Genomic DNA, 12,816 nt, shown 5'->3' with positions numbered 1-12,816 from the left:
GTTAAACGCTTACATTTGTCAAGTATGTACAGTTGTTTTTCGTTTAACCAAATTTCCTTGAATATACTGATCTCGCTCAACCACGCTATTTGGATCTGTTAAAATATTTATGACACCATCAACCATTTCCTCAATAGGTTGCGACCAAGTTGAGAGATTATTGTTTGGCCAAGAAGCCATCTTAATATCATCAAACCCTATAACTTCAACGTCTTCTGGAACAGATAAACCATACGCTTTAATTGCATCTAAGGCACCTAGTGCTGTAACGTCATTTGCACCAAATAATGCATCTATCTTTTTCCCTGATTTCAAAAATTCATAAGTAAGATGATAAGCTTTTTCGTATGTATAGTCACCATGAATAACATCTATTTCCATATTCTTCTCGTCAAAATAACGTTTAAATCCAGTTAATCGCTCTTGGTTTGTAGAAGTGTTCAATAATCCTGAAATAAACACATTATGTTTGTGTCCTCTTTGATAGAAATAATCTGCAATATTCGTCGCAGCATTGATATTATCACACGTTACTGAATAACTATCTGAAGATTCATCTCTCCTATTAAATAAGATGACTGGAATTTGTGCTTTAGATAATTTATCAACTAAACCAGAAGACAAAATCGCATCTGTCACTATAATCGCTTCGACATTATATTCTAAAAATTGATTGATTTCTTCTTGCTGTATTTCTTCATTCTCTGAATTTACAAATAGCACAGAATAGCCAATTTCTTTTAATTTTTTCGTAAATATTGCGAGTGTTTCATGGTAGAAAGGATTCTGCACTGCTTTCATCGCAATACCTACTAGATTTGTCTTATTCATAATAAGCCCTCTCGCTAATGCATTCGGCTTATAATTCAATTCATTCGCAACGGCCATAACTTTTTTTCGTGCTTTTTCAGACACACTTGCACCAGGTGTAAATACTCTCGATACTGTTGATTGAGATACATTTGCTAATTTGGCTACTTGAGATGCTGAAACTCTTTGCCTACTCATAAAATCCCTCCTTAAATCTATTTCTTTTATTATACATAATGCACCTCATAACACCTAACGCTCTTTAAATCGCATAATTGCTAACAATAGGTACGATTGGTGTCAATAGAGGTATTCTGTTTATCATTATTCAACATTAGTAGCATTCATTTTAATTACTGTTATTTTAACATATGATGCCATTATCTTCTTTCGGCAGTCTTGCAATATACGAGCGTTCTATGTTGCTAGATTAGGGTGTCTTGCAACATACGGGAGTTCTATGTTGCTAGATTGGGGTGTCTTGCAATATACGAAGCGCCTATTTATCTTGTTTCACTAGTCTTGATAAATACAAGGCGCCTATTTATCTTATTTAGCCAGTCTTGATAAATACAACGCCTCTATTTATCTTGTTTAGCCAGTCTTGATAAATACAAGGTCCTGAATATTGCTAGTCGCACTCCACTTGCAATGTTCAGGGCTCCGACATTCCGCCCTTCTCATCTTACATTCTCGTTAGACCTTCTATATATTTCTATTGTATAATTATGGTATTAATTTTCGCTCGGAGGTAATTTTCATCTGTGTCTAAAATGTATTTTTATGTAAAAGTTAAACGCTTGGATGGGCGTGTTCTGAACTATCAATTGCCTAATGATTTACAGGAAGCGATGCGTATCTATCGAAAAGAAAATCCGAAGACTTGGACTAAGATGTTCAAACATGCTTTAATCAACATTCCTTTGGAGCCATATAGCGCAAAGAATAATTATCGACCATTAATTGGTGTCGGCTTAATTAAAAATGTATTCTATCTCAATAAACCAAAAGCACTGCGAACAAGAGGTCAGTTTCTAACATTTGATAATTGGTCAAAGAAAGGTTGGAAACACTTTTGGAGAAGCTCTGCTTTTTTAAGACACGATCATAAATTGAAGTCTAAGATTAATATCATGTATCAATACTACCAATGGAAAAAATGGTATAAAAATAAGGCTAGGATATAATGTAATGTCCCAGCCTTATTCTGTTTATTACCACAATATCTCTCATCATTTTATCGAATGTTCTAAGCTATTCGTAATAACATTTCCTTGTTGTTCTATATTTAATTCTTCTTTAAGTTGTTTATTGTATTGTTGCTTTAGGGTTGATTCGTATTTATGTGACCATTGTTTTAGACTGACGTAATACAGAACGCCTACTACTATAACAAGCGCTATGACCATTGGCCAGAACAACGGTGAAACGGTATTCTCCTGTGAGGCTAATCCTATTGGCGAGAATAATATGAATGTGAATATCATTGACCCAAATAAGACTACTGTCACTGGAATGGTGTATTTCCATGGTGTCATATCCACTTTAGGATTTGGTTTGAATTGATAAGGTGTACTTAACGGCTTAATTGCTCCAATAACAATCATTAAAAGGACTTCAATGACAAACAATAATCCTTGTATGTAAATAAAGTTTATCGTCATCTCATAATGGAAAAACATTGGCAAGCCCCAAATAAGTAAATAATAAACAATGACATGTGATATGATCACAATTTTAGGTCCGATAGCTGGAATTCTTTTAGAAAATATCCCTACCAGTACAATTGCGATGATAGGTATATTGAAAAATCCTGTAAACTGACGAATGATTGTCCATAATCCTTGTGGTGCATTCATTAACATTGGTGAAATAAAGAATGTGATAAGCGCCAAGATTACGCCAAACCATTGACTCACTCTGATCATTTGTCTATCAGTCGCTTCTTTATTGATGAGTACTTTGTAAATATCGTATACAAACAATGTTGATGCACTATTGAGCAACGCATTAAAGCTCGAGAATACGGCACCTAATAGTACAGCTAGAAAGAAACCATTTAAAAATGTCGGAAAGACATCTTTAGTTAAAGTTGGATAAGCTAAATCCATATTCTTTAATCCTGAACCGTATAAATGATATGCGATAACGCCTGGTATCATCATTAAGAATGGTACAAGAATCTTAAGAAATCCTGTAAATAACGCACCTTTTTGACCTTCTGCTAAACTTTTCGCACCGAGTGTCCTTTGAATTACATATTGATTCGTACCCCAGTAGAATAAATTAGCAAAAATCATACCTGTAAAAATCGAACCAAAGGGCACGTCATCTTGTTGTGAACCAATTGAATTAAGCTTTTCTGGATGTTCTGTAGCGATTGTCTTCATGCCAGCTAACATACTGCCATCACCAAGTGCAATAAATCCAAGTATCGGTACAAGTAACCCAACAATCAGTAATCCAATACCGTTTAATGTATCTGATATTGCAATTGCTTTTAATCCACCAAGAACTGCATACAGCATTCCGATAATACCGATAACCCAAACGATAATCCAAATTGATTGTTCATATGTAATGCCAAACATATTTGGTATATCAAAAATTTGTATCACAGCTAATGAGCCTGAATACAGTACTGAAGGAATAGTAATAAAGCCATAACCCACCATAAATAACACGACAATTAATAGTCTCGTTTGATGGTCGAAACGCGAATTTATAAATTCAGGAAGCGTCGTAAAAGCACCTCCTAAATATTTGGGTAATAGAATGGTTGCTAATATAATAACTGAAAATCCAGCTGTTACTTCCCATCCCATACTTGATAAGTTATTCTTATAACCTTGTCCGTTTAATCCTATTAACTGCTCGGCAGATAAATTAGTAAGAATTAAAGCACCTGCGATAAATCCGCCGGTTAACCCTCTTCCACCTAAGAAAAATCCACCAGAACTATTTAATGTATTCTTTGTCTTATAGTAAGAATACCAAGCGACAATACCGATAAAGAATGCACATGAAACAAGTGTAAAAGCTACATACATATTGATGACCACCTCTTCAGAAGAATAACAGCTTTAACTGTTTTAATCGTTCTTAATTATGTTGCTTAGCATAGCTTAATCCAATTTTTTCTCTTAATGTTCCTTCTCTATAATCTTCTTGCACTAACCCTCTATCTTGTAATATTGGAACCACTTCATCTACAAATAATTGGAATTGTGTAGGATTGAGTGGTGCCATAATATTAAAGCCATCTGCAGCACCTTTCGTAAACCATTCTTCCATTCTATCTGCAACATCTTCAGGCGTCCCAACGATAATATGATGACCTCTTGCACCAGCTACATGTTTCATAACATCTTCAAGTGTAGAATGATGTTTCTTAGCTGTTTCTTTAATCAAATCAACACGACTTTGAATATTGTTTCCTTGATCGATTTCAATATCCTCAAACGGTGTATTTAATTCATATCCATTTAAATCTGTATCCCCTAAATAAGAAGATAATAATTCTAATCCCATTTCTTTAGGAATCAAATCTTGTAATTCGTTATAATTTTTTTCTGCCGCTTCTCTCGTTTCACCAATAAACGGAAATATTCCTGGCATAATCACAACGTCTTGGTGATCGCCTCTTTTTTCTTTAACTTTACTTTTTAAATTTTCAGCAAAGCGAACTGCTGCATCCACATCATTTTGAGCGGTAAACACAACTTCTGCATACTTAGCCGCAAAATCAATACCTTTCTTAGAAGAACCTGCTTGCACAAGTAAAGGGTGACCTTGAGGCGGTTGTTCAATATTTAACGGCCCTTTCACACTGTAAAATCGTCCTTTATAATCAATCGTCTTAGGTTGATAATCAGGCAATAATCTACCTTCATCATGTAACTTTTCAGGATTCACATCTTCCCATGAATGCCATAACTGTTTAGAAACTTCTACAAATTCATCCGCTTGCTCATACCTTAAATCATGATCCACATTATTTGTTCCGTTAAAATTTGATGCAGTCGCATTAATACCAGAAGTTACAATGTTCCAACCAGCTCTACCATTACTATAATGATCTAAAGAAGCAAAGATCCTTGCTAGATTGAATGGTTCAGAATATGTCGTTGAACCCGTAACAATAAGCCCCAAATTCTTCGTTTCTCTAGCCACAATAGACATAAGTGATAAAGGTTCGAAAAATGAAAACATATCAGGATGTGTCTTCTTATCTACATACAAACTGTCTGATACAAACAAGAAATCAAACTTAGCCTTTTCCAAGATCTTCGCCTGTTCAATCGTCTTCTCTAAATTCATACCACCCTTTTTAATAGACTCAGGATGTCTACTACTCGCAACATGATGTCCAAAACCTGTTAAAAAATATCCTAATTTCATTCTTTTCATCTTTGTCCCCTCCAATAATTTATTATTCCGATTGGATTAATAAGAAATATCTTACCATTGTCTATTTATAGAGTCAATTTACAATTTTCAAAAAAATTATTTTTAAAAATAAAAATACCTACCAACATCAATTATTGGTAGGTACAGATAAATTCAATTTATATAAAAAGTCGAAAATTTATTTTTTCTTCTTTTTCTCTTCCATAATAGCAAGAATAATAAAGCCAACAATGAATACAGGAATGAATGCAGCAATAAACATCATTTGAAACACCTCTTATCTTAATATTCTTTATATCATGCTTATCATAACAAGAAATCAGATAAGGTCATAGTAAAGGAGTATGCTTTATAGGCGTATATTACTGAAACAGCGCTTCGAATGCTTGTGCTTGTATTGAACTTGCATGCTTCAATTGACTTTCTCGTTTAACATCAGCTAATGTAGGTTCCGCTTCTATCTCTTTTAGTGCATGGATTAATTGATCTTTATGTTCTAACGAGAATTGATTTTCTTTAGCAATATAATCCGCATTATGCACTGTCTCTTTATATCCTAAAATCAATAACTGGTGCTCAAATGCTACTTTAATAGCATCCAGAATTTCATTACCTTTGTTAATATCTAAATAAATGTCGCATGTTTCATATAAAGTATGAATTTTCTCTTTAGTTGCTACAGGATGTAGCGTGACATTATGATATTTATTAAGTTGTAGTAACTTTTGAGACATCTCAGTAATAGCAACAATATGAAATTGATATTGCGGATGAGCTTTAACGATATCTTCAATATGTGGAATCTGATCAGAGTTCGTTAATGTAAGAACATTGCGCGCTTCTTTATGATTATTTTTAAACTCGTATACATAACCTGCTTTCGCAATTCTACTTTGATGTTCAGATTCTACAAGTTCACGTACTTTATCATATTCCTCATTATTTGGTATTAAAATTTTACTACCTCTCGTCTTATCAGCTAACATAAGCTTCATATTTCCCGGTAAATCATCTTTCATTTGTTCTTGCCAATACAAATAGTCGTGTCCTTCTACTTTTAAGTCATGAAGGACTGCGAAAGGTATAGATAAAGAATTGATTAAAAAGCTTTCTAAAGGCATTTCGCTCATCTTTAAATAGAATATGACAAACTGAACTTTTGATTGAAAGATATATTCTTTATCGTTCCATTTCAACATAATATCATTCGTTACGAAATTCTCACTTATAATTTCTTCATTTCGATCGTTGAACCATCGTTTAATAATACGTCTTTGATTATCATCAACCATTAATTGCGCATACTTTAAACCTTTATTATTATAATAGTCAATGACTTGAGTTCTACCTTGTTTGTTCAACCATTCAATTCGCTCAACTATTCTAAGACCGTAGTTCTTCTTATATATAATTCTACCTTTTACTTCGCCCATATTTTTAATTTCTGCTGAATTATTATTACCTTCAATTTCCCAAAATCTTGGCAATGGCACTTGGTTAAAGAATAAAGGTTTTGAAGCATGATTATCATTATTAGCGAAAAATTGATAAGGTGTTATGACATTTGAAGGTAAGAATCCATCTTCTTCAATTACAATGGTTTGTACATTCATCTTTGCGTTCTCAAATGTTTTATAAAGTCGTTGTGTTCTTATATCGAAAGATTCAAATAGATTAATCATGTAGCACCTCTTCAATTAAGTGAAACCACTTTTGTTTAATATTGTCAGTCTTGAAATGTTCAGCACGTTCATAAGATTTCTCATGAAATGATGAAGTATCATTTTTGAAAAATTGAATAACCGCTTCGGCTAAATTGTCGACGATTTCTTGTTCTGATTGGTAACTTTTATCGATAGGAATTAAATATCCATTTTCATTATGACCAATAAATGTTGTGTTTCCATAATCGACATCAAATCCTATCATACCTAAACCAGAGCCAATAGCTTCCATCAACGTTAACCCGAAACCTTCACTTGTTGAACCTGCGAAAAACAATTCATAATTAGCATATACATCTTGTAACTTCACATGTCCTAAAAGCTTGATATAGTGATTCGCTTCATTTTCTTCGATTAATTTTTGAAGCATGTTTCTTTCAGCGCCTTCTCCGTATATATCAAATATCAAATCAGGAATAGATTGTTTTGCTTTGACGACAGCTTTCACTAACCAATCTATATGTTTTTCACTGGCTAATCTTGATGCTGTTATAACTGAATAAGGTTTTCTATTATCTGGCTTAATCACATCATGAATACTACCAACAGGCACTGTATATATCTTTGGTAGATTTCCATAATATTGATTAAATTGATGACTCAGAACTGCTTTTTGTCGATCTGTAGCTGCAATATAAAAATCCACTTCATTTACATGAGAAAATACATATTCATAATAATTATTCCATAGAATATAATCATCAGTTGTTGAATTTTCACTATAATGTTCTGCATGAATGACCACGCCTAACTTAGAATCGCCTTTATTTTGAATAACAGGTTGTCCCATACCTTTGGATCGGTCAACAATCACAATATCCTTTGATGTTAAATGCAAGCATTTCATAAAATAAGCAACAAATTCTTGTTTAGAATATAAAATTTGATCCTTAAACATGTATAAATGACCGTTATTATTTAAATACTCATTATAAGCAATAGAACCATCTTCATTATAAAATTGTCTCATATAAACTTTCGCTCTATTCTCATGTGGCGCATAATATTCCGAGAATGTTCTTGTATAAGTATAGAAGTCTTTTCTAATTAATTTTCCACGAGAAACAAACTCAGCTCTATCCACATATGGCTTGCCTTGTTCCTTCAAATAACAAACAACATACGTTTGATTCACTTCACTAAATAATTTAATCGTTTTTTTCTGTTCTTCTCGACGCGTTATTTTCATATCAAGCGTATCAATTAAATCTTCCACTGTATAAGAAGTAGGTGCAATTTTAATATCCGTAAAATATTGGTATAACCAAATAATCTCATCGTCATAATATCCCATGTGACTTGTTAAAGTTTGAATATTCTCATGTGTTAATAAATCTAAAAACACAAATTTCAAACTTTCCTTTTGGTCACGAAGCATCTTAGCTCTATAAAATTGGGCATATTCGATACCACTGCTCGCCCAACCAATACTATAATTAATATTATATATTGTCATAAAAAGTCCCTTCTTTACAAATTAGCATTATTATAAAATACACAAAATAACCAACATTTCCCAATTCTCTTTTTAAATTATTATATAGTATTTATATTAAATAAAACAAGCTAAGAGAGAAATCTCTTAGCCTGTAATTTAAAATTACTGATTATTATGGTTATTTTTACGGCGACTTCTAAGTAACAAAGCACCACCGAAAGCTGCAAGCAAACCACTCATTAAACCAGAATTTTGCTTACTTTCACCTGTATCAGGTAACTTTTCATCATCAGAAGATTGATCATCATTATGATCCATGATTTCACTAGAATCTATAACCTCTTCAATATTATTATTTAATGTATTTATTTCATAATTATCATCTTGAACTATATTGTTCATATTTGTATCAACTGTATTTGTCGGCTCATCTGAAATCATAGCGTCACTTTCAATTAATGAGTTACTTATGCTTTCTGATGTGCTGTCACTTGTTGATTCACTTGTACTCTCTGAAGTACTATCGCTCGTTGATTCACTTGTGCTTTCTGAACTACTTTCGCTTGTTAATTCACTTGTGCTTTCTGATGTGCTGTCACTTGTTGACTCGCTTGTGCTTAATGATTCACTCGTACTTAGCGACTCACTTGTGCTCAATGACTCACTCGTGCTCAATGATTCGCTTGTGCTCAATGACTCGCTTGTGCTTAATGATTCACTCGTACTTAGCGACTCACTTGTGCTCAATGACTCACTCGTGCTCAATGATTCGCTCGTGCTTAATGATTCGCTGGTGCTTAATGATTCACTCGTACTTAATGACTCACTCGTACTCAATGATTCGCTCGTACTTAACGACTCACTTTCACTTAATGACTCACTCGTGCTCAATGATTCGCTCGTGCTTAATGATTCACTCGTACTTAATGACTCACTCGTACTTAGAGACTCACTTTCACTTAATGATTCACTCGTACTTAACGACTCACTTTCACTTAATGACTCACTCGTGCTCAATGATTCGCTCGTACTTATGGATTCGCTGGTGCTTAGTGATTCACTCGTACTCAATGATTCACTCGTGCTTAGCGACTCGCTTGTACTTAATGATTCACTCGTGCTTAATAACTCACTTTCACTTAATGATTCGCTGGTACTTAGAGACTCACTTGTGCTCAATGACTCGCTTGTGCTCAATGATTCGCTTGTGCTCAATGACTCGCTTGTGCTTAATGACTCACTTTCACTTAATGATTCACTTTCACTTAATGATTCGCTGGTACTTAACGATTCACTTTCGCTTAATGACTCACTCGTACTTAATGACTCACTCGTACTTAACGACTCACTTGCACTCAACGATTCACTCATACTCAATGATTCACTCGTGCTTAGAGACTCGCTTGTACTTAATGATTCACTCGTGCTTAACGACTCACTTGCACTTAATGATTCGCTTGTACTTAGAGACTCACTTTCGCTTAATGATTCACTTGTACTTAATGACTCACTTGTACTTAATGACTCACTTGTGCTCAATGACTCGCTTGTGCTCAATGACTCGCTCGTGCTCAACGATTCACTTGTGCTTAATGACTCACTTGTACTTAATGACTCACTTGTACTTAATGATTCGCTCGTACTTAACGATTCACTTTCACTTAATGACTCACTCGGACTCAATGACTCACTCGTACTTAGAGACTCACTTTCACTTAATGATTCACTTTCACTTAATGATTCACTTTCGCTTAATGACTCACTCGTGCTTAATGATTCGCTCGTACTTAATGATTCGCTGGTGCTTAATGATTCGCTGGTGCTTAGTGATTCACTCGTACTCAATGACTCACTTGTACTTAATGACTCACTTGTACTTAATGACTCGCTTGTACTTAATGACTCGCTTGTGCTCAATGACTCGCTTGTGCTCAATGACTCACTTTCACTTAATGATTCACTCGTACTTAATGATTCACTCGTACTTAATGATTCGCTCGTACTTAGAGATTCACTTGTACTTAACGATTCACTCGTGCTTAATGACTCACTCGTACTTAATGATTCGCTCGTACTTAACGACTCACTTTCACTTAATGATTCACTCGTACTTAATGACTCGCTTGTGCTCAATGACTCACTTGTGCTTAATGATTCACTCATACTTAATGATTCTGAAGTGAAATCCTCATATACATAAATGATTGTTTTCTGATCTCTACTATAAATACCTGTCTCACTACCATTTACTTCTTTAAACTTGTACATGCCAATTCGTTCTGGATATGTTGAAGTATAGCTTTCTCCAAGTTTGCCGTTTAATGTTGTAGATTGTTGTATTTCATTGCCACTTTCATCTACGTATTTCACATTGACTTGACCTGATCCGATTTTATAAACATACGTTACTGTTTGTGGGTCTCTCGTAAGCTGGCCATTTGAATTACCTTGTACTTCTACTAAATCGTAATCACCAATCACTCGAGGATATTGGTCTTCAAAGTTATTGCCAACTTTCCCATTTGTTGTTGTTGGTTTTTTGATTTCAGTTCCATTCTCGTCTATATACTTAGAAATGAGTTGACCATTTGCTTTAACAAAATAATAAACAACATTTTGGCCATTTGTTGTATAAGTTACTTCATCTGTTTGTTGATTAAAATTATTTTTATCCGATGCATCAACGCTAACAAAATCATACCCCTGATTATATAGTTCAGATTTTTTATTATCTAACGTTACCTTCCCTTTTATATCGCCTTCGTATTCTTTCACAGGTAATATATCTTTTCCTGTATCACGGTCTACATATTTAACATTAGCTATACCTCTTGCTACATAAATAAATTCTTCGATTTGAAATTCTTGTCTGTTTGTATAGTATCCCGTTGACCCTGATAAGGCTAAAGTATAACTTTGATTAGGATCGATATATTCTGTCATATTTTTCGTGAAAACATAAGTTCCCGTAGTATCTGTATACGTAATTTTCATTTCTTTAGTTGTACCATTATAGTCAACTAATATGTCACTCAATTTATTTTGAGTTGGGCCACTAACAAATTTTATTGTGCTTTCATCTGTAACTGCTGCGTTGTTTCCATTCGTATAAACAAATGCACCCATTGTATTTGTACGATTTTTACCAAATACTGCAGGGTCTTTAATAAATGTTGCTTCTCCCGATTCGTTGTACCAAGTATCTAACTTAAATCCAAATGCTTTAGATAATCCGCCGATACCAAGTCCGCCACCATATGAACCAATATCGTTAATTGAATTTGGATGAAAAACGATACCGATTCCATCTGCGCCACCTTGTGTCGCATTCTTGTTACCTAAATTTACTTTCCCTTTTAAAGTAAAGCTTTGGGACATATCAATTTTACTATTTAAAGAAAAACTACCTTTTTTACTTCTTTCATCTGTAGTTAAAGTTACTTTCCCAGTATTTTTATCGTATGTTGCATCCCCGTTTAACTTGAAATAATCTGTGAAATTATTTTTTGTTACTATTGATTTACTTGAATCCATTGTTATTGCAGCAGATGTACTAGCAACTCTCATACTTTGCGTATTCGCCTTAACACTTGCAACCTTTTTATTAGTCTTAGTTTCTTTCACTTCAGGTTGAGTTGTCTTGCTTACTTGAGTGTTTGTTTCTGACTTTTCTGGTTGTGTTGCTTCAGAAACCTCTTGTTCTTTACTTACCGTTGTTTCTGGTTGCTTTTGTTTAGTTTCTGGTTGCTTTTGTTTAGTTTCTTGTACCTCTTGTTTATTACTAACTTGAGATGAATTTTGTTGTTCATTTACCTGTTTAGTATCTGTAACTGTTTTGTTTGATTCAGTTCCCTTTGGTTCTGACACTTCAATTTCTTCATTAGGTGCCTCTTGTTGTTCTTGTTCTTTTGGTGCTTCTTGTTTTTGTATTTCTGATACTTCTTTTGTTTCTGCTTGTTCTGTATCTTGTGGTGTCTGTTCATTTCCCTGTTTTGTTCTCGTTGCTTCTTCTTGGCTACTTTCTTGTTGCTCTGTTCCTTTAATTGTCATTTGGCTTTCGTTTGTAAGTTTAGCTGCTTCTACTTCTCCATTGCTAGAGATTAAAAATATTGCCCCGATTGCAACTGAACCAATACCTACCTTGAACTTTCTAATAGAAAATTTAAGATCCCGTTTTATTTTTTTCATCTTTCTTTTCCCTTCACTTTTAAAAAATATTCTGTTGTTAATTATTATTCACTCAAGTTTACATATTATACTATTTATACCTAACTAATGGTAGTTATTTTTAAAAAAATTTAAAATATTTTTTAAACGTTATTATTACTAGTTTTGCCAAACTAATTTTTATTTATCTTTTATTGATATATTAATCCTTTTGATAAATTTAAATTTTAAAAATAACAATTAATGTATATTTCTATAACCTTTCCA

General features: G+C 33.6%; 7 protein-coding genes. 1 reads left to right on the top strand and 6 read right to left on the bottom strand.

Annotated features, from left to right (window positions below; all coding sequences use genetic code 11):
• Positions 1-18 precede the first annotated feature (18 nt).
• The gene (locus LQ694_RS11890; protein WP_049320247.1) at positions 19-1,008 is read right to left on the bottom strand and encodes a LacI family DNA-binding transcriptional regulator; all 990 of its coding nucleotides are present in this window, start codon (positions 1,006-1,008) and stop codon (positions 19-21) included.
• 575 nt (positions 1,009-1,583) lie between these two features.
• On the opposite strand from LQ694_RS11890, the gene LQ694_RS11885 reads away from it, so the two are divergent.
• Complete coding sequence (locus LQ694_RS11885) at positions 1,584-1,997, top strand: DUF7679 family protein (RefSeq protein ID WP_070369394.1); 414 nt, start codon at positions 1,584-1,586, stop codon at positions 1,995-1,997.
• A gap of 45 nt (positions 1,998-2,042) precedes the next feature.
• Here the strand turns inward: LQ694_RS11885 and LQ694_RS11880 are convergent, their stop codons facing one another.
• From LQ694_RS11880 to LQ694_RS11860, 5 genes are all read right to left on the bottom strand, one after another.
• Positions 2,043-3,860, bottom strand: a complete 1,818-nt coding sequence (locus LQ694_RS11880; protein ID WP_218697067.1) for a solute:sodium symporter family transporter — start codon at positions 3,858-3,860, stop codon at positions 2,043-2,045.
• A gap of 52 nt (positions 3,861-3,912) precedes the next feature.
• Positions 3,913-5,220: an LLM class flavin-dependent oxidoreductase gene (locus LQ694_RS11875; RefSeq protein WP_218697066.1), complete on the bottom strand. Its 1,308-nt coding sequence runs from the start codon at positions 5,218-5,220 to the stop codon at positions 3,913-3,915.
• 362 nt (positions 5,221-5,582) lie between these two features.
• The gene (gtfB, locus tag LQ694_RS11870; RefSeq protein WP_096791583.1) at positions 5,583-6,902 is read right to left on the bottom strand and encodes an accessory Sec system glycosylation chaperone GtfB; all 1,320 of its coding nucleotides are present in this window, start codon (positions 6,900-6,902) and stop codon (positions 5,583-5,585) included.
• Complete coding sequence (gene gtfA, locus LQ694_RS11865; RefSeq protein WP_218697065.1) at positions 6,895-8,400, bottom strand: accessory Sec system glycosyltransferase GtfA; 1,506 nt, start codon at positions 8,398-8,400, stop codon at positions 6,895-6,897. Before gtfA ends, gtfB begins: the two co-directional genes overlap by 8 nt.
• Positions 8,401-8,544: 144 nt before the next feature.
• Positions 8,545-12,570: a lectin-like domain-containing protein gene (locus LQ694_RS11860; protein WP_231492999.1), complete on the bottom strand. Its 4,026-nt coding sequence runs from the start codon at positions 12,568-12,570 to the stop codon at positions 8,545-8,547.
• Positions 12,571-12,816: the final 246 nt, after the last annotated feature.

This window comes from Mammaliicoccus sp. P-M58 (genome assembly GCF_022386165.1).
GTDB lineage: Bacteria > Bacillota > Bacilli > Staphylococcales > Staphylococcaceae > Mammaliicoccus > Mammaliicoccus sciuri.
This window is presented reverse-complemented; position numbering and strand designations above follow the sequence as displayed.

Excerpts from the sequence above, each read along its gene's own strand:
- LQ694_RS11880 (WP_218697067.1), bottom strand. The coding sequence starts at position 3,860 with ATGTATGTAGCTTTTACACTTGTTTCATGTGCATTCTTTATCGGTATT.
- gtfB (WP_096791583.1), bottom strand. The coding sequence starts at position 6,902 with ATGATTAATCTATTTGAATCTTTCGATATAAGAACACAACGACTTTAT.
- LQ694_RS11875 (WP_218697066.1), bottom strand. The coding sequence starts at position 5,220 with ATGAAAAGAATGAAATTAGGATATTTTTTAACAGGTTTTGGACATCAT.
- LQ694_RS11860 (WP_231492999.1), bottom strand. The coding sequence starts at position 12,570 with ATGAAAAAAATAAAACGGGATCTTAAATTTTCTATTAGAAAGTTCAAG.
- gtfA (WP_218697065.1), bottom strand. The coding sequence starts at position 8,400 with ATGACAATATATAATATTAATTATAGTATTGGTTGGGCGAGCAGTGGT.
- LQ694_RS11885 (WP_070369394.1), top strand. The coding sequence starts at position 1,584 with ATGTATTTTTATGTAAAAGTTAAACGCTTGGATGGGCGTGTTCTGAAC.
- LQ694_RS11890 (WP_049320247.1), bottom strand. The coding sequence starts at position 1,008 with ATGAGTAGGCAAAGAGTTTCAGCATCTCAAGTAGCCAAATTAGCAAAT.